This window comes from Flavobacterium orientale (assembly GCF_014638005.1).
Classification (GTDB): Bacteria; Bacteroidota; Bacteroidia; order Flavobacteriales; family Flavobacteriaceae; genus Flavobacterium; species Flavobacterium orientale.
Genome location: NZ_BMFG01000012.1, coordinates 34,975 through 54,756, shown reverse-complemented (window position 1 = coordinate 54,756; position 19,782 = coordinate 34,975). Strand labels below are relative to the sequence as shown.

The 19,782-nt window shown below is 38.6% G+C and carries 12 protein-coding genes; 6 read left to right on the top strand and 6 right to left on the bottom strand.

What is annotated here, in order from left to right:
- The first annotated feature begins 26 nt into the window (after positions 1-26).
- Both IEV15_RS13180 and IEV15_RS13175 read left to right on the top strand, forming a co-directional pair.
- Positions 27-4,142, top strand: a complete 4,116-nt coding sequence (locus IEV15_RS13180) for a T9SS type A sorting domain-containing protein (protein WP_188363003.1) — start codon at positions 27-29, stop codon at positions 4,140-4,142.
- Positions 4,143-4,375: 233 nt separating this feature from the next.
- The gene (locus tag IEV15_RS13175; RefSeq protein ID WP_188363002.1) at positions 4,376-5,734 is read left to right on the top strand and encodes a metal-dependent hydrolase family protein; all 1,359 of its coding nucleotides are present in this window, start codon (positions 4,376-4,378) and stop codon (positions 5,732-5,734) included.
- Positions 5,735-5,820: 86 nt separating this feature from the next.
- Here the strand turns inward: IEV15_RS13175 and IEV15_RS13170 are convergent, their stop codons facing one another.
- Both IEV15_RS13170 and IEV15_RS13165 read right to left on the bottom strand, forming a co-directional pair.
- On the bottom strand, positions 5,821-6,438 hold the full coding sequence (locus IEV15_RS13170) for a hypothetical protein (RefSeq protein WP_188363001.1): 618 nt from the start codon (positions 6,436-6,438) through the stop codon (positions 5,821-5,823).
- A 305-nt stretch (positions 6,439-6,743) separates the two neighbouring features.
- Entirely contained in the window at positions 6,744-7,919 is a 1,176-nt protein-coding gene (locus IEV15_RS13165; RefSeq protein WP_188363000.1) for a PAS domain-containing sensor histidine kinase, read from the bottom strand.
- Positions 7,920-8,484: 565 nt separating this feature from the next.
- Between IEV15_RS13165 and IEV15_RS13160 the strand changes: the two genes are divergently transcribed.
- Positions 8,485-9,666, top strand: coding sequence for a hypothetical protein (locus IEV15_RS13160; RefSeq protein WP_188362999.1), 1,182 nt, complete (start codon positions 8,485-8,487; stop codon positions 9,664-9,666).
- A gap of 88 nt (positions 9,667-9,754) precedes the next feature.
- Here IEV15_RS13160 and IEV15_RS13155 read toward each other — a convergent pair whose 3' ends face one another.
- Entirely contained in the window at positions 9,755-14,275 is a 4,521-nt protein-coding gene (locus IEV15_RS13155) for an NIDO-like domain-containing protein (RefSeq protein WP_188362998.1), read from the bottom strand.
- A gap of 52 nt (positions 14,276-14,327) precedes the next feature.
- Between IEV15_RS13155 and IEV15_RS13150 the strand changes: the two genes are divergently transcribed.
- Both IEV15_RS13150 and IEV15_RS13145 read left to right on the top strand, forming a co-directional pair.
- Positions 14,328-14,507: a hypothetical protein gene (locus tag IEV15_RS13150; RefSeq protein ID WP_188362997.1), complete on the top strand. Its 180-nt coding sequence runs from the start codon at positions 14,328-14,330 to the stop codon at positions 14,505-14,507.
- A gap of 200 nt (positions 14,508-14,707) precedes the next feature.
- Positions 14,708-15,199 carry a DNA-deoxyinosine glycosylase gene (locus IEV15_RS13145; RefSeq protein ID WP_188362996.1) on the top strand — a complete coding sequence of 164 codons (492 nt, stop codon included), beginning with the start codon at positions 14,708-14,710 and terminating at the stop codon, positions 15,197-15,199.
- 55 nt (positions 15,200-15,254) lie between these two features.
- Here IEV15_RS13145 and IEV15_RS13140 read toward each other — a convergent pair whose 3' ends face one another.
- The 3 genes from IEV15_RS13140 to IEV15_RS13130 all read right to left on the bottom strand — a co-directional run bounded on the left by IEV15_RS13140 (position 15,255) and on the right by IEV15_RS13130 (position 17,040).
- On the bottom strand, positions 15,255-15,554 hold the full coding sequence (locus IEV15_RS13140; protein WP_188362995.1) for a cupin domain-containing protein: 300 nt from the start codon (positions 15,552-15,554) through the stop codon (positions 15,255-15,257).
- 51 nt (positions 15,555-15,605) lie between these two features.
- Entirely contained in the window at positions 15,606-15,932 is a 327-nt protein-coding gene (locus tag IEV15_RS13135) for a four-helix bundle copper-binding protein (protein WP_188362994.1), read from the bottom strand.
- Positions 15,933-16,191: 259 nt separating this feature from the next.
- On the bottom strand, positions 16,192-17,040 hold the full coding sequence (locus IEV15_RS13130; RefSeq protein ID WP_188362993.1) for an SDR family oxidoreductase: 849 nt from the start codon (positions 17,038-17,040) through the stop codon (positions 16,192-16,194).
- A 350-nt stretch (positions 17,041-17,390) separates the two neighbouring features.
- Here IEV15_RS13130 and IEV15_RS13125 point away from each other — a divergent pair, with 350 nt between their 5' ends.
- Positions 17,391-19,721 (top strand): glycosyltransferase, encoded by a 2,331-nt coding sequence (locus IEV15_RS13125; RefSeq protein ID WP_188362992.1) that lies wholly within the window; start codon positions 17,391-17,393, stop codon positions 19,719-19,721.
- Positions 19,722-19,782: the final 61 nt, after the last annotated feature.

Below are 19,782 nucleotides of genomic sequence, written 5' to 3'. Positions count from 1 at the left end.
TAACCAACAACCAAACCAACAAACCAATGAAACAAACACTACTCTATTGCTTTTTTGCCTTATTTTTTTCTTTACCGGTCCTTTCTCAAGAGAATGCTCCGGGAGAAGTATGTAGTACGGCTATTCCTATTTCGTCTTTACCTTATACCACTACGGATAATACAGCCAATTATGGTGATGATTATAGTGGGACAGCGGGCACAGCCAGTTGTGGTTCTTCTAGTTCGTATTTGAATGGAGACGATGTTTTTTATACTTTTACTGCAACCAGTAACAACCCAGTGACAATAACCATGACGCCAACTAATACTTGGTCCGGTTTATTTGTTTATAACAGTTGTGCCAATATCGGAATCAGTTGTATAGACGGTGTGGCCAATTCCAGTGCCAATCCAAGAGTTATTGTATTACCTGTAACTGCCGGACAAACCTATTATATCGCAATTTCTTCTTGGGCAACCAGTACGAATTCGCAAAGCACCTTATATACCCTTTCCATTGTTGAAAATACGTGTACAAACTTAACTGCCTCCTATAGCGTGGTATCTGATTGTGCTAACGGTGATCAATTTAATGTGGTGACTACTATTGCAAACATGGGAAGTGCTTCTTCCATTACAATAACCTCCAATCAAGGTGGTTTTTCTCAAGTTGTAACAGCTCCGGGAACGGTACAGTTTGGTCCTTTTCCTAATGGAACACCGGTGGTTATTACTTCACAAAATACAACCGATCCTAATTGTTTTTCAAACAGTCAGACACTTACCCAATCTTTTTGTCCGGCATCAAATAATTTATGTGCGAATGCTGTTTCGGTTACTTGTGGCACCACTGTATCACAGTCTACTGTAGGTGCTACCATAGCAGGAGCCCCTTCCTTCACTTGTGGTACCAGTCCGGGAGCAGGAGGTCTTTGGTATTCCTATGTAGGCACCGGAGACATTGCCACGATGTCTTTATGTAATTCATCGTATGATACCAAAATTCAGGTGTTAACCGGTTCTTGTGGTGCTTTTACTTGTGTAGCAGGAAATGATGATTTTTGTGGTTCTCGTTCGCAAGTTACTTTTGTATCTACCTTAGGCACCATATACTATGTTTACGTTTATGGCTACTCTACATCTCAAGGTGCATTTACTTTGAATGTGAGCTGTGAAGCTGCTCCTACGCCTCCTGCCAATGATGCTTGTGAAAACGCAACACAACTAACGGTGAATACCAACACTAGTTGTGCTTTAGCAACTCCCGGCACTATTACCGGAGCTACGCCATCACCACAACCCAATACTTGTGTTGGCACAACCAACGATGATGTATGGTTTCAATTTGTTGCAACTCAACCCTCACATGTTATCGAATTATCGAATATTTCCGGTTCAACTACCAATTTAAATCACGCGGTTTTTACAGCAAGTAACACAACCGGCTGTACTGATTTAACCTTACTGTATTGTAGTGACCCTAATACCAGTACTGCTCAAAATTTAACACCCGGACAAATCTATTATATTCGTATCTACAGTAGCGGAAATACCCCATTTCAAACTGTTAGTTTTGATGTATGTGTGCGAGAACTACCTCCACCACCTGCCAATGACTCGTGTACTAATGCACAGGTACTACCTGTTAATTCGGATACTACTTGTACCGTAACTTCGTCAGCTATCCTCAGTGGTGCGACACCCTCTCAACAAACCAATACTTGTTCAGGTATGTCTAATGCAGATATTTGGTTTGAATTTACGGCTACCCATGAAGCACATATCCTAACACTATCTAACATCGTGGGCTCCATACAGAATTTAGATCATGCTGTTTACTCAGCAATCAGTACTACAAGCCCTTGTAATGATTTGACCCTAATTTATTGTAGTGCCCCTAATGACAGTTTTCACACTAGCTATGTGGTGGGTCAAACTTATTACCTCCGTGTATATGCCGTTGCAGATAACCCCAGTGGTACTGCTACATTTGACATCTGTATCACTACCCCAAATACGCCTATTACTGTAAGTACTACAGAATTTACCGTTCCAGAGTTAATAGAAAACATACTAATTAACAGCGATTGTTCTCTTGCTTCCAATATTACTTGGAGCACCGGAACAAATTTTAATTCGGTTAATGGTATTGGCTATTTCAACAGAAACGGTTCTGATTTCCCTTTTGCAGAAGGTATTGTATTAAGCACAGGTAATGCAGCAAGTATTCCGGGAGCTAACCTCACCACTTTGAGCGATGGAACTACTGAATGGGTTGGCGACAATGACCTCAACTCTATTATTCTTGCCGCAACCGGTCAGCCTATGAATTCACGTAACGCTACTAAAATTGAATTTGATTTTGTACCACAAACCAACTTTATCAGTTTCGACTTTCTTTTTGCTTCAGAAGAGTACGGTACTTATCAATGTAATTTTGCAGATGCTTTTGCCTTTTTATTGACGAATATGTCAACCGGAGTTACTACAAATTTAGCCGTGGTTCCCGGAACGCAACAACCTGTTTCAGTGGTAACAATCAGGAATCAACTCTATAATATGAGTTGTACTTCTGTGAATCCTGATTTTTTTGATACTTTTTACGGACCAAATGGTCAAAGTAATTATAGTGCTGCTATTAATTTTAATGGCATAACACATCCTTTAACAGCTTCCAGTGTAGTTGTTCCGAATACACAATATCGAATTAAATTAGTGGTTGCTGACCGCCAAGACAATATTTTTGACAGTGCCGTTTTTATTGAAGGAGGAAGTTTTGCTTTGGGGACCCAATGTCAGAATGTAATTCAATTGGAGGCGTTTATTGACAGTAATGGTAACGGTGTTAAAGACGCCGGTGAAAATCCTTATACTTTAGGTACGTTCAATCACAACATAAACGATGCTCCTGAAATGAACATAACCTATTCACCTAGTGGTATTGCTTATATTGTGGTGGACAATACTTCGGATAGCTATGATTTTACTTATCAAATCTATCCTGAAGTAGCGGCTTATTTCAATACGACTACGTCGCATTCCAACATCACTTTTAACGCTAGCGGTAACAATGTGTATTATTTCCCAATCACCGTAACGCAGCCGTATAGCGATGTGGAAGTAAACTTAACGGCAACCTTTGGTCCGAATCCTGGGTTTCCGTATTCAAATACGATCAGTTATAAAAACAATGGAGTTACCCCGGCTTCCGGTACGCTGACCTATGTGAAAGACCCTGTGCTGACTATTACTTCTGTTTCACAAGCCGGAACAGTTGCTAATGCTTCAGGTTTCACTTATGCCTTTACCAATTTAGCTCCTAATGAAGTACGCACTATTCAAGTGGGCTTACTCACTCCTACCATTCCTACGGTAGCTTTGGGTGATCAATTGACCAACAGCGTTAGCTCCACTAGTGTTGGTGACTTTAATGCCAATAACAATTCTGCTTCTTTATTACAAATCGTAAGTGGTTCGTATGACCCCAATGATAAGTTGGAAGCTCATGGCCCTGAGATTTTGTACAGCACTTTTGGTGCAGATGATTATTTGTATTATACCATTCGTTTTCAAAATACGGGTACGGCTAATGCTGAAACGGTTATCATCACTGATTTCTTGGACAGCCAATTGGATGAAACCAGTATTCGTATGATAAGTGCCAGTCACGCCTATACTATGAACCGTATTGGTGCTGACCTGACTTGGGAGTTTGCGGCTATCAATTTGGTACCAACACTTGTAAGTGAGGCTGACAGTCAAGGCTATGTCCATTTTAAAATCAAACCAAAATCAGGGTATGCTGTAGGAGATATTATTCCTAATACCGCTCAGATCTATTTTGATTTTAACGATCCGATTATCACTAATACGTGCATGACTGAGTTTGTGACGACTTTAGGCACGGACGAATTTACAGCCGGTAATTTGGTGTTGTATCCGAATCCGGCGAATGACCGTGTGACAATTTCGGTAAACAACAGTACTGATACTATTGCCAACATCCGCATGATGGATGTATTAGGTCAAGTAGTGCACCAGCAAAAAGGCACTCCTAATGAAACGGTGGTGGATATCTCCGGATTGAGTACGGGTGTTTATTTGGTAGAGATTGTTACTCAAAACCAGTTTACTATTGTAAAAAAACTGGTAATAGAATAAGCTTGGGGTTTGTTCAATTTATAGTAATTTAAGTTTATGGAAAAGCCGATACAGTGATGTTTCGGCTTTTTTGTTGATGGTATTAGACTTTTATTCTGACACAAAAAATCATTATTAAACAAACTACTCTCAGTTGCAAAATAATCATTCATTCTTTACATCAATTATTTTAACTAGTGTTTAATTACTTTTTTTTATAATTTTAAGTGCTAACTTTTCAACACTACTCTTATATGAAACGCACTTCCCTTTTTGGTTTTCGCTTTTTACTAAATACAGTTCTGCTTTTAAGTGCGTTGACATCCGGAATAAGTGCACTTGCACAAGAATCCTATGACGCAATACTTTTTGAAAACGTATCCGTTTTTGACGGAAAAAATAAAACCCTACTCCTCCAACACCATGTGTTAGTAAAAGGCAATCGTATTGTAGCTCTATCTGCTACACCCTTCGAGGTTGAACCTAACACGTTAGTGATTAACGGCAGTGGCAAAACGCTTATGCCGGGATTAATAGACGTTCATGTTCACATGATATTCGGTGCTCTAACCATGCGGGACATGATGGCACAGGATGTTACGCCCGAATCCTTATTTGGCAAAGTCGTTCCTCAAGCCGAAAAAATGTTGCTCCGTGGCTTCACCTCTGTACGCGATGTGGGAGGCCCTGTTTTTGAATTAAAGCAAGCGATAGATAAAGGCACAATCAAAGGGCCTCGCATTTGGCCTTCCGGAGCTATGATCAGTCAAACTTCAGGTCATGGGGACTTACGTACTCCTGAGGAACGTTCGCGACGCTTTTTTGGACCCGTTTCAAGAGCCGAACATTTTGGTGCTTCTTTCATTGCTGATGGACGCGATGAAGTGTTAACCGCTGTACGCGAAAATTTAAAGTCGGGTGCCAGTCAAATTAAGCTAATGGCCGGAGGTGGTACTTCCTCTGCCTATGACCCGGTGGATGTTACCCAATATACTTTTGACGAAATGCTGGCTGCAGTAGAAAGTGCCGAAGATTGGGGTACTTATGTGACCGTTCATGCCTATACTCCAAGAGCCATTCAAAGAGCAGTGAAAGCCGGTGTGAAATGTATCGAACACGGACAACTCTTAGACAAAGAAACCTTACGACTCATCAAAAAGAAAGACGTTTGGTTGAGTACGCAATACCTCGTGGAAGACACACCCGATATGGACCCGTTGCGAAGAGAAAAACGCAAGCCGGTGATTGAGGGCCAACAACTGCTTTTGCCGATGGCTCGAAAAATGAAAGTAAAAATGGCATGGGGTACTGACTTTCTATTTGAACCTTGGTTGAATGAAGAACAAAACACTTATCTGTTAAAACTTAAAACTTGGTTTACGCCTTATGAAATTTTAAAAATGGCCACGTATGATAATGCTCAATTATTAGCCCTTTCCGGAAAAAGAAGTCCCTACTCCGGTGAACTCGGAATTATAAAACAAGGAGCCTTTGCTGATTTAATTTTAGTGGATGGCAACCCGTTAGAAAACATCGACTTGATTGGCCAACCTGAAACGAAATTTTTAGTGATTGTGAAAGATGGTCGTGTGGTTAAGAGGGATGGGAAATAGGTGCTAAGGTTCTGAGGTGCTAAGGTGCTGAGGTTCTGAGGTGCTCAGGTGCTGAGCTGCTGCCCATCACCTATTTCCATTTAAACTTATTTCTTTTTCCCTTTTGCTTTTTTAGTTTTAGCTTTTTTGGCTTTTGCTTTCTCTTTCGCCTTAGCTTTTTTAGCTTTCTCTTTCGCCTTAGCTTTCTCTTTGGCTTTCTTTTCTTTTTCTTTCTTTTGAGCTTTTTGTTTAGCTTTTTTCGCTTTCTCCTTTGCTTTTTTCTCTTCCTCTTTTGCTTTCGTGCTCATCTTTTTTAATTTTTTAAGGTTCTTTTTACTCAACTTTGTTGTTGTAGCTTCGGCTGAGTTCTCATTAGTAGCTTTACTTGGTGTTGGTGCTTTTTGAGGTCCAGGTGGCACTTGCTCTAACGGTTTTACTATAGCTGTTCTTGTAATCGGTTTTGTAGCTGCCGGTTTTGCAGTAGTCGACTTCTTAGCCGGTGTTTTTAGAGTAGTTGGTTTGGCTGTTGTTGCCGTTGCTCTTGTTGTGGTTGGTTTTGCAGGTATTGCTTTTGCTGTTGTTGGCTTTGCAGTAGTAGCTCTTGACAAAGCAGGTTTCGCCGCTGTTGTACGTGGCGTTGTGGCTTTTTTAGGTGCCGTTGCTTTTGCTGTTTCTGTTGTTTTAATTGGGTTTGGCGTATTCGCCGGTGTATTTGTATCTTCCATAGGGTATGATTGTAAAGTAATTGTTATACTATCAACAACTTAGTGTTATACAAATATAACACAGTAAGGTTAAAGGGCAATGTTAAGTTTTATTTTAAGTATAAAACTTAACATTAGGAATTGCAAAGACAAAACAAATTCCCATCCCTTTTATTATGTGTTGGTGGTGACTAGTAACTAGTGATTAGTGATTATAATTTCTTTTCTCTTTTCTCTATTTTCTTTTCTCTATTTTCTTTTCTCTATTTTCTTTTCTCTAATTTCTTTTCTCTAATTTCTTTTCATCCACTCTCAAACTGCTACCCTCAAATCGCTTCCATTATCCATTGCCCTTTCGATTTACCTTCCGGTAAAGTAAAGTAGAAACAGGCTCCATTGCCTTCTTCACTTTCTACCCAAACAGTTCCGCCATTTTTCTCTGAAAAGCCTTTGACTAACAATAAACCAATTCCGGCTCCTTGTTTGGTTTCAACAGCTTTCGTAAGCTTGCTCACTTGGGGTGAAAAAAGGGTGTGGAGTGTTTCTTTGGCAATACCGGTGCCTCTATCTCGAATGGCTATAGTAATTTTGCCCTCACTTTCTTTTACGAATAAATTAATATATCCGCCTCTATGTGAATGTTTGATGGCATTAGAAATCAAATTTTGTAGTATGGAAAGCACCATTTTCTCATCGGCATACACACTGCAATCGGCTCCAATTTCATTGCGGAATTTGATATCACCCAGAGCTGCCGCTTCCTTTAAATTGGCCAGTACTTTATTTACAGAAGGCAACAAGGCAATAGTAGTGGGATTGAACGCTTCCGCTGCATATTTTATTCGTGCCCACTCCACCAAATAGTCTAACATGTTCAATTGGTTTTTGGTGGCGGTATGAATCTCTTTTACCAGTTCTACCGCCAGTTCCGGACCGACACTGTCAAAGTTGGTTGAGAGGTATTCGGTTCCTTGTATGATCGCTGAAAGCGGACTTCTTAAATCGTGTGATAAAATAGCCAAAACACTTTCTTTGTGCGAGTTCAAATCTTCCATCTCTTTGGCATACTTCTTCAATGCGTCTTCCGACTCTTTTCTGGCGGTGATATCTCGTAAAATTTTTACATACCCAATCACAACATCCTCTTCATCTTTTAAAGGAAATACCAAACCATCCGCATAAAACGTGGAATTGTCTTTCCGAAGGTGCCAACGGATATCCGTTGAACGTCCGTTTTGCATCGCCAAATCAATTTCATTTTTAGGTATACCACTCACTTTATCTTCATCCGTAAAGATGATACCAAAAGGTTTCCCGAGGATTTCATCCGTCTCGTATTGAAAAATCTTAGTAGCACCCGAATTCCAACTGTTTACTTGCAAGTCCATGTCTACCGTAAAGATGGCATAGTCATGTAAACTATCAATCACTTGACTATAAAACGCGGTGCCCGGCACATACTGTTTTTTAAGCACTTTTTCCGTTGTTATTTCTTCTTGCATCGTTTATGGGTATAGAGTTAGGCTATTGCTTTTTTGTGTATAAATACGCTATCAAAGGTACTAGATTGGATTAGCAGTAATGTTGTATAAATCTTCTTAAATGTTGTATTATTCACAGAAGTGAGGGGTCTTATAACGCAATTGCATAAGTTGTTCCTGCAGTTAGATTCAATCCTTGCGTATAAAACCAAACATTTTCAGCAATACATCAGTATTTTAAAAAAACCCCTCACCTAACAGCCACAGCTATTTATACGTTTCGGTTAAATGCTGAATTATGTCAAATGGATGAAATTTAAGGTTTTGTGTACTGCTATGCAATATTATTACACTTATAATAGGCAGTCAAATCATACTGAGGCAACAAAATGATAAGACGAGTTTGACAATATCTCCTAGTAGTATATGGTGTACTACATAATGTCTATCGCAACATAAAACCGGTTTTAGTTTTAAAAGTGCATCCTCTCTACCCTATTCCTAAAATTAAATTTGAATTTCAGGAGCTAAAAAAATAAGATGTAACAATTGTCTTCGTTTTCCGTCTCTATTTAAAACAGAAAAAATGAAAAATAAACCAACTTTTTTACTCCATATAGTAATCGGCTTGCAGTGCTTCTGTTCTCTTGCACAAGACTCATTGCTTACGCAAATGGCTCAAAATCATCATACGCTACTAAGTGTTGAAAAAGATTCCTTTACAGGTTCCGGTTGGGAGACAATTATAAATGCAGCACAAAAGAGCGATTTTGTATTAATTGGCGAAGATCATTTTACCAATGAGGTTCCGTTTTTCTGTAATGCTCTTACTTCGAAAATAAAATTTGACAACTTCATTTGTGAAATTGACCCTTATTCAGCAAACATCATTCAATCAAAAATTAAAACGCTTACAGAAGAACAGTTGCAAAATTATATACATGATTTTGGAAACACATTTTCATTTTATGCCTTAGCTTCTGAATTTGATTTACTCTCCAAAATAGTCAAATCCGGAACAAATGTATTTGGAACGGATCAAATCCTAATGATTGCCGATCGCCTTATTTGTAGTGAGTTAAAACTAATAACAGAGAACAAAGCCGCAAAAATAATTTATCAACGAATAGAAGACCAATCCAAAGATTACTTTTCCGCATTTTTAAATGACCCGAGCAAGCCCATGTATATGCTGACGGAGGAGTATGCTAAAAATCTGGAAGAAGTATCCAATTTAAAAGTTAGTACCTATGAGAAAGAAGTCATAGAAAAACTAAAGTTAACTACCAAAATATACAAAGAACAAAACCATCATTTAAGAATTCAATTGATGAAAAACCAATTGATGGAACAGTATGAGGTGTGGAAAGACAAAAAAAACCTCTTTAAGTTCGGTGCAAATCATGTAAGCAAAGGTGAAAGTTTTTTAAAAATATACGACCTCGGCAACTTGGTGGACAATATTGCTGACAGCCAGTACACTTCCAGTTTACACCTATTAATTGTTGGAAAATCAGGCTCACAGGGATCACCATTTAAAGATTTTCCTGAGAGCCCGATTGACTCCAACAGTTCCAATTTAAAAGCCTTAAAACCTTTTTTTGACATTGTTGTCAATGAAAAGGCATGGTATTGTTTGGAAATGTTACCCATCAGAGAAAAACTGGAAAACGGTGAAATAACCACAAATGATGTTCAATTATCAAGAATCATAAAAGGATTTGATTATGTACTTCTCATTCCAAAAGTAACCGCAGGGAAGTTCTAAGCCTCGAAGGGTTGGAAACCCCTCGAGGGTAAAAAAAAACCGCCTCGATTACTCGAGGCGGTTTCTGTTTATCAAGAAGTTAAACTACTTAGTTTTTAATCACTTTAATAGTCTTCGTTTGATTTTCTGATGTTACTTTAACCAAATACGTTCCATTAGGGAAACTTGACATATCAACTTGACCTTGCGTTGCATTAGGTTTTGTTGCTAAAACTTGTTGTCCCAAAAGATTGTAGATTACTAAATCAGAAATCGTACTGGTGTATGTAAAGTTAAACACATCTTTCACCGGGTTAGGATATGCACTGAAATTAGTTAGATCAAAACCACCTGTTGACAACGTATTGTCAATAATTAATTTGAAATCTAAAGCCTCACCCCAAGTGATAGAACCACAAGCTGTTGGACTTGCCGCACTACCCCATTGAGCTCTAACTCTCATTCTATAGTTTCCATCTGCAGTACCGGCAGGTACAGTGATTGTTCCTGTTTTGGTTAAATCTGCATTTACTTGATAAAACACTACCTCACTATCTTCAAAAGTAAAGTTGTTATTCCAATCCACCCATATTCTTAATCCATTAGAACCTCCAACAAATGTATTTGAAAAATTAAAGCTTGAATCAGCAAAGTGACTAATTGATTGAGTGTTATAATAATTTCCATATCCTCCAGGTGAGATAGCAGCATTTGGGAAAACCAAATTTACCGCAGCATTTGTAGTTGAAAAATTAGAAATATAATCAGACGTATTAGTTGATGAAGGAATACAAGCACAACCTTCTATAGCCGTAGTGAATGATTGTTCCAAACAACCTGTAGCATCACCATTAGCATTAAATGGTACAACTTTAAAGTAATAGGTTGTATTCAAATTTCCAACAAAAGGATACGATGTTCCACCTACAACAAAATTATCTAACACGTCATTTCCACCTGTTGTTGTACCAACTGTTAGTTTATACCCATCAGATCCTGAAGCAGGATCCCAAGAGATAACCGTTGCAACATTTCCACAGTTTGCATCTGTTGTAGCAGTAACATTGGTAGCACAAGCAGGAGCTGAAACCGGAATGGCTTGCACTTCAAAATCATCAATAAAGAAATCATAATCCGGAGTATCATCAACAGTTCCATCTGTTCCAAAAAATGCAAATTTAACTGTTTCAGTATTTACTGTTGGTATGTTGTACACTTTAGATTCTCCTAAATTAGAAGGTGTATTGGTAGCACTAAACGTATCTAAAATAGTCCAAGTTGTTCCTGCATCTGTTGACATCATGAAATATACAAAATCATCAGATCCCATAGTAATAGCAGCAGTTCCATTCCATGTAGTTACTCCCACTTTATATTTCACTTGATAACCACCTGTAGCTAAATCAAAAATTGGAGATACAATCCATCCTCTGATAAAGTTAGTGTACAAGTTAATTTTAACAGCACCTGTAGTACCAGGACCATTCAACCAACTATCAGACGTCCAACTTCCTGTATTAGTTCCTCCTGTTGGGCCTGTTAATTGATCACCAGATCCGTATCTAGACCAACAAAGAGCTTCTAAAGTGGCATTAGATGTATATGTTGTAAAATCTTGAAGATAATACGGTACAAACGAAGCACAAGGTGTTGCAAAAGTAGTAATTAGAGTCCAAGCACTTTTATCAGAAGTTGTACATACCGAACGAACCCATACATAATAAACGGTAGCCGGTGTTAAATCAGTTAAATTAGCAGTTGTGATACCGGCTGCAACTGCACCTGTTGGTACTGTTGCTGCATCCGGATTGGTAGATGTCGTAGCCAAATAATATTCATACCCTTCAGCCGGTGCAGGTGATGCTGCTGTCCAGTTTAAAGTTGCTGTTGTAGCCAATACACTTCCTAGTGTAACTCCTGACGGTTCTATACATGTTGGTATAACTTCCCAGCTTACGTCGTCAATATATACAGTAGAAGTTTCACCCGGGAAACCAGGATTTAAAATCACTAGATGTTTCACTCCGGCCGGTATCGATGCAGGCGGTATTACAACAAATTGTTGTGTATTTGCTACTACTGTACCCGGAATTGTAATTTCTTCTAAAGACACAAAAGTACTTATATCCGTTGGATCAGTCATATATCCCACTTCAAGAAAGCGATTCAATTGTGTTGAAAAAGCTTTGAATCGAAGTCTGTGTGTTCCTGCCGATAAGTTTGACACGGAAGGCAAGACTGCATAAGCTTGTTGAGCAGGTGTAGCCGTACTTGACACAAACATATATAGTCTGTTAGAAGGTGACATTGGCAATGCACTTCCTGTAGTTACATATAAACTTGGTGTACCTACCAGTACTCTACTCCAGCAATCCGGCATTGTAGTACTGAAGTTTGAAGTTAAACTATCAAAGTTTTCAATATAATCGGTTTTATCTGCACAAGTTGTTTTGAATGCTAAAGGTCCTGTCCATGGACTCTGATCGGAAACAGAACAAACGGCTCTTACGTAATACGCATAATTTGTGTTCTCCGTTAAACCTGTTAAAGTAAATGGATTTTCAGTAGCCACTACAGTAGTTCCGGAGCCTAATGCAAATCCGGGAGCACCGTATTGGATTTCCCAAGATGTAGCTGTTCCTCCTTCGGTCCATCCTAAGACGGCACTATCCATACCAATACTTGTCACCGTTAAGTCGGCAGATTCTGTACAAGAAGGAATCGCCTCGATTTTAAAATTATCAAAAGCAATATAATAATCTCCGGCAATCCAGTTGCTGGTCATTCTAATTCTAATGCTTTGACCTGTATAGGCCGCTAAATTTAAAGAATGTACCTGCCATCCTGCTGCACCATTATTGATTATTGTTTCAACATCGGTGTAAGTAAGCCCGTTATCTGTTGAAATAGCAATTATAGTACTGCATGAATTTTCAGGAGTAGCTGCATAAGGCGATGAGAAATTGGCTAATTTATAATTGAATGTATATCTATAATTGGCCGGTACAGGTTCGAATATAGGAGTTATAAAATTAGCTGTCGTAACAAATGAATATAAATTTCTGGAAATATAATTGGTATTTAATGCCGGATTGATTGCCGTCACCGTGTTACTAATTGACCATGAGGACGGATTTAACCAATTTGTGGGCAACGTAGTCGTAGCAAAACCTTCCTCCCATGGTAATGGTGTTGCGGAAGAAGTAGTCACTGTAGCTGCATTCGATACTGATGCAGGATTATAATAGAAATCAAACGGAGCAGCTGAACCACAACGTAGGTATTCAATTACTTTTACATAGTACTGCGTGTTAAGTGTTAAACCTGTAACTGTTACAGCAGTTCCTGTTCCATCAAATACAATTTGTTGTCCGGTACCGGCATAAGTAGTGTTAGCCACTAAAGCAGGACCATTTCCGTTTGTAGGATCAACAATTGGAGCATCACTTACATAAACTACACGTCTATTTCCGTCAGCATTAGTCCAGTTTGCTGCGAATCCAAAATACGTAATATTTGTAAACGCTAAGTTTGTTGCTTGTGCTGTTGGGTTTGCAGCCGGATTCACCGTCACTGCATTCGAAAACGAAAACAATTCGCTATTTGAGCAAGTAATTTTACATCTGTAATATACTGTATCCGGTCCGGCAAAAGCTGGTGGTGAATACACTTGTGTTGTAGCTGATGCACCTGTAGCATTTTCCCAAGCTACATTATCCGCTGAAGTTTCCCATTGAAAAGTTACACCTGTAAAGCCTTCACTGTTTCCTGTTAATCGCAATACAGCCGGTGTACCTCCAACACAAACATTTTGTACCGCTGGAGCTACTGTTCCTGCAACAGGCGTACCAGAACATGCTACCGGAGGTGTATAAGTATAAGTTAAACCATTAGTTGGCATACCCGGTGTAGCATTCACTGTATTAAAAGCCTGCGAAGAACTATTTAAAGTTCCTGCCGCAGAAGCGGTAAACAACTGTGCAGCTGTATTGGTTCTGGTTTTAAAATCAGTATTTGCTGCACCACGTAATCCAATTTGTCTAGTACCGGAAAAAGCAAGAGTTCCGATTGCATAGCCTGTAGGACCATAAACAATTTTGATTTGATTAGTAGTTTCAGACAAACGAATTTGAAAGTTAATGAACGAAATATCAGCAACACTTGAAGAATAAGAAGGTCTCCAATTTTTAAACTGAATAACAAATTCTCTATTAGGTGCGTCCCCTACTACTTCCCATCTTGTTTCAGCGGTAATTAAGTTGTTGACAAAAACACCAACTAAATCACCTCCCCAAGCAGATACTGCACCGGAATAGGCTGTAGCAGAAGAAATTGGTGAAGATAAAAAAGTGTCAGGAGCAGTAGCTCCAAAAGTAATGAATCCATTACTGTTGACTGTGCATCCTGTGTAGTTTACCCCATTGTAATTAAAATCGAATGGAATCGAACCGGCTGCAATAGTCCAGTTTTGCGAGTCAAAACTAGTGGGTGTCGTTGCTGTACCTAAAACGGTACCACCCGAAATCTCTGTGTACGTTTCAGTGCTTTGGGCAAAAGAGTACAAATTTACTTGTGCCTGTAGATGCCAACACGAAAAGAGGGCAAACAGGAATAATGTAATTTTTTTCATAAAAAGGTTTATAAAATATAATTAGTTAATAATTCGCTAAAAATAGTAATTTATGATGGATAGACAATGGAAAGATTATGTTAAAAGGAGAGAAAAGAAAAAAGAAAAAAGAAAAAAGAGAAAAGAAATAAAGAGGAAAGGAGAGTGTGGGGTTGACTATTTTGGATGTCATGAGATTAACCATAGCAACAACAACCTGATTGAAATTTGTCGTTACAATGCGGATTTATAAAGTAGGATTGCTACCAAGTATTTAAAAAATTACCTTTCTTTGTAGTTGGCCATCAAGTAAAACAATTGGAACAAAACCACTTTTGTTTGTACATTCTCTTAGGATTTAAAAAATCAAAAAATAGCTAGGGTGATGCTGAAAGACACTTCTTTTACCATTAAACAGCCTACAGGGTTCCTACTACTTCAAAATACTATGCTATGAAAATCTATTCGTTTCCTTCTATTTCCAATCCGGATGCAAAAGTGTTGGTCTTAGGAACCATGCCCGGTGTCGCCTCTTTGCAATTGAATCAGTATTATGGACATTCACGAAATGCTTTTTGGAAATTATTGTTTATTATTTTTGAAGACCCCTATACTAACGATTACGAGCAACGAAAGCAGTTAGTTTTAAAACACAACCTCGCTCTTTGGGATGTTTTACAAGCTTGTGTGAGGGAGGGCAGTTTAGATAGTGCGATAACCGAAGAAGTTCCTAATGATTTTACATCTTTTTTACAAACACTGCCCAACTTGAAACTAATTGTTTTTAACGGTCAAAAAGCTGCGAAGTATTTCAATAAGTACGTTCAAGTTTCCAACCTATACAAACAAGTTACATTACCGTCTACCAGTCCTGCCAATGCCCGTATTTCTTTTGAGCAGCAATTAAAAGAGTGGGCGGTTATTAAGGTAGTGATTAGTAATTAGTGATTAGTGATTAGTGGTTAGTGATTAGTGATTAGTGGTTAGTGGTTAGTTGGTTTTATTCGCCTTTTGTCAAGAGACACAGGCTATCTTCTGCAGCTTCTACAGCATGAATGACGTCAACGGGGATATCCATTTCATCATACTGTTGGAGTTCTACTACTCTATTCCCTTCTCGGTAAAATACGAGCCCTTCTAAGACAGTTAACTTGGCTCGAGTTCGGGTTTTGTGTTCTTTTAATACCATACCTTTATTGAAACCCAGGAGCAATACGTTAAAGCCTGTCCCGCTATGTAGTGATTGTGCAATAGGGTTGGTTGCTGTTTTTAGTTTTTCTTTTATTTGTTTGATGGTCATGGGATGGAAGTTGGGAGTTAAAATTGTTTTACAAAGTAAATTTACGAGAAATTAGGCAGTAACTGACGTCATTTGAGCACAAATTTCTGCACATTTTCGGCAGGCTTCTGCACATTCTTTACAACTGGCGTGATGGTCGGCATGCTTGGCACATTCTATGGCACACGCATTGCAAATTTCAGCACATAAGGCGTGGAGTTTTTTACTGAACACGGAACCTCTAGCTTCAAATTTTGCACATAACGTACAGATGTCGGCACAATCGCGGCATAAGGCTACACAGTCATGATTGGCATCCTTCACACAGTCGGTAATACATCTTTCGCAGGCTAGTAAACATTCTAAACAGGCTTCAATCGAAACTTTTAAACTTCTCATTTTTAATTTATTAGCAAATGAATTTATTTTCACTTGGTCGGCAAGGTAGTTGCTAATCAAGATTTAAGTGTTACATTATTTTGGTAATGAAGTGTAGGATTTTTTGAATTGGAGAAAATAGAGAATAGAAAATAGAGAATAGAGGATAGAAAATAGAGAATAGAAAAATAGAAGAAGTTACATGTTAGATAGATACTAATTACTATTTACTATTCACTAATCACTAATAACTACTCACTATAATCTCATTTTTCAATATCTATCCACCAATTATTTCACCCCCGTTAATGTGAAGAAATTGACCGGTGATGTAGCTGCTGTCTTCGCAGGCTAAAAAAACATAGGCGGGTCCCACTTCTCCGGGTTGGCCTGCCCTTCCCATTGGGGTATCTTGCCCGAAATCGGTTACGTCGCCAATTGAAGCCGCAATGAGTGGTGTCCATATAGGACCGGGAGCAACTCCGTTTACCCGTATCTTTTTGGGTGCTAATTGGGCGGACAAGGAGCGGGTAAAACTCACAATAGCTCCTTTTGTGCTCGCATAATCAATCAGGTGCTCGCTACCTCTATAGGCCGTCACCGAACTGGTATTGATAATGGTGTCGCCTTCTTTTAAATGTGCCAATGCCGCTCGGGTGATATAAAAATAGGGATAAATGTTCGTTTCAAACGTAGTATGCAGTTGCTTCTTGGTTATCTCAGTCAAAGAGTCTTTTGAGAATTGCACTGCAGCATTGTTTACTACAATGTTCAATTGTCCCAATTCCTCCACACATTTTTTTACACAAAAGTGGCAGTTGGTTTCACTGGTTAGGTCTTTTTTGAGAAGTAGGCATTTTCTACCCATTTTTTCCACTTGACTTTGAATGTTTTTGGCGTCTTTAGTTTCTTTCAAATAGACCAAGGCAATGTCAGCTCCTTCTTTTGCAAAATGCAAAACGGCACTTGCACCGATACCACTATCGCCACCTGTTACCAAAGCTACTTTTCCTTTTAATTTATCGGCTCCTTTATAATTCTTTCGAATTAACTCGGGTATCGGATTCATTTTGTGTTCATCGCCCGGTAGCGGTTGTTCTTGTATTGGAAATTTTGACGGCTTTTTCATAGCTAGTTGTGCTGGAAATTGTAACAAAATAACACTAAATCAAAACGGTTTACCGACTGAATTACGATAAAAATTAACGCAAAAAAAATCCCTGTACTTTACTTGTATTTTGTCGATTTTAAGTGAAGTTGGCATTTCTTACCTCCTACTGGTCAGAAATCTTTGAACACCTACCAAATAACTCCTTTTTGTTATTTGTTTGATTGGGGTAACAAATTGTTTTTTACGGCTAATACAAAATTGGGTTAGTTGCTATTTTAGCTTTTTTATGAAAGACGCCTTTTCGTTGCGGATTCCGCTCTTTTCCTACTTAAAAAACAATTTTCCAAATCCAAATTATCCCTACTATTATGATACAGAAATTTAACACAGCAACCCATTTGATTTTAAAATTTTCTAAAAAGAAAAAGTTGGATGTGCGAACCGAGTTCCGTTTGCCTAAGGAAAAGGCACCATTAACTCCCAAAATTTTGCTGATTGCTACTTATCCACCCAGAGAGTGTGGCATTGCCAGCTATACCTATGATTTAAAAAAAGCGTTGGACGATCATTTTGAGGATTGTTTTAACGTAAAAGTTTGTGCCTTAGCTGCTGAAAATGAAAATCATATCTATGATTCTGAAGCTGTGGAATGTTTTCTAAATACCGAGGATTCCAAATCGTATAGAGCTCTGGCGACTCGCATCAATTTCAGTACAGAAATTGAAATGGTGATGGTGCAACACGAGTTTGGGTTGTTTAAAAAGAACGAAGAAGCCTTCCTTACCTTTTTGGGAAGCCTTCAAAAACCTTTTATTGTAGCTTTTCACACGATACTTCCGGAACCGAACAGCGAGTTGAAAATCCATGTTCAAAAAATGGCTTCTTTGGCTGCCGGTGTTACCGTAATGACCAAGTCAGCCAGTGAGTTACTCGTTTCCATCTATGGCTTACCCGAGGAAAAAGTAACTATCATTTCTCACGGCACTCATTTGGTGGAACATGCGGATAAAAATCTTTTAAAAGAAAAGTACAGTCTTTTGCACCGCAAGGTTATCTCCACCTTTGGCTTTTTGGGTCCGGGAAAAAACATCGAAACTACTATCGAGGCTTTACCCACTCTCATAGAAAAGCACAAAGACCTCTTGTTCTTAATTGTGGGGAAAACTCATCCCACGCTATTTAAACATCAAGGTGACACCTACCGAGAATCGTTAAAAAAACGAGTGGCTGAATTGCATTTGGAAAACTATGTTAAGTTTGTCAACAAGTTTGTTCCTTTACCCGAATTGTTGGATTATTTACAGCTTTCAGATTGTTATGTTTTTACTTCCATAGATCCGAATCAGGCTGTAAGCGGTACTTTTTCATATGCTGTTAGCTGTGGTTGCCCAATTGTTTCCACTCCAATACCGCATGCCCGAGAAGTTTTGACTCAAGAAAATGGTGTTTTGTTTGACTTTGGTAATTCCCAACAATTAGCAGAAAAACTGAACCGCTTATTAGATGACCGCGACTTATTGCAAACCATGAAAATGAAAGCTCTTTCTATTTCTGCTGCTACTTCGTGGCAGAATGCTGCCATTGCTCATGGGCAACTTTTTGCAAAACAAATCCACCGCGATCTTCCTTTACAGTATAAAAAACCGCCATTGAATGTCAATCATTTAAAAAACATGACAACCGATGTAGGTATGCTTCAATTTTCAAAAATCACCACCCCTGATTTAGATTCCGGTTATACGTTGGATGATAATGCCCGAGCACTCATTTCCGCCGGTCAATACTTTAAGCAAACGCAAAACCAAGTTGATTTTAATCTGATGATGACCTACCTTACTTTTATACTCAAATGTCAACGTCCCACAGGTTTGTTTTTAAATTATGTGGACCAACATCAAAAATTTACCCGACAAAATACTGAAGTCAATTTGGAAGATGCGAATGGGCGAGCCATTTGGGCATTGGGTTATGTATATCATTTGTTGCAAGAAGAAAATGAACTCTCCTTTAGAAGTAATGAATATATCAGGAAAGCAGTGTATGCTTTTATACCTGCCTTTAGGCATTTCAATTCGCCGCGAGCGATTGGTTTTGCTATCAAAGGGTTATACTATTTTTATCAAAAAGAAGACGATGCCGATTTATTACTTATTATCAGAGAGGCTGCTCAAAAACTAGTAACCTTATATGAGTATAATGCTGACGAGAACTGGCTATGGTTTGAACCCTACCTCACTTATGCCAACAGTGTTTTGCCTGAAGCATTATTGTTTGCCTGGAAGTGCACAGGAGAACCCATCTACAAAGAGATTGCTAAAACTTCTTTTGATTTTTTACTTTCCAAAATTTTTGTATCAGATACTATCAAAGTAATTTCAAATCAGCATTGGTTGCTGAAAGGCAACGAAGAAAAAGTAACGTTACCGGGAGGTGAGCAACCAATTGATGTGGCCTATACCATCTTGGCATTGCAACAATTTTCGTTAGCCTTCCCTTTGGATGATTATGAAGCAAGAATGGAGGTCGCTTTTAGTTGGTTTTTAGGTAACAATCACTTGAATCAAATTGTGTACAACTATTGCACAGGTGGCTGTCATGACGGGATTGAGGAAAAGAATGTGAATTTGAATCAAGGAGCAGAATCAACGGTAAGTTATTTATTGGCAAGAATGGTTTTTGAGAAGTTGGATGGTTTTTGATTTAATGGTTATAGGCTCTATTTTTGAATACTGTTCTTGCTATCGATAGGTTAACTATTAA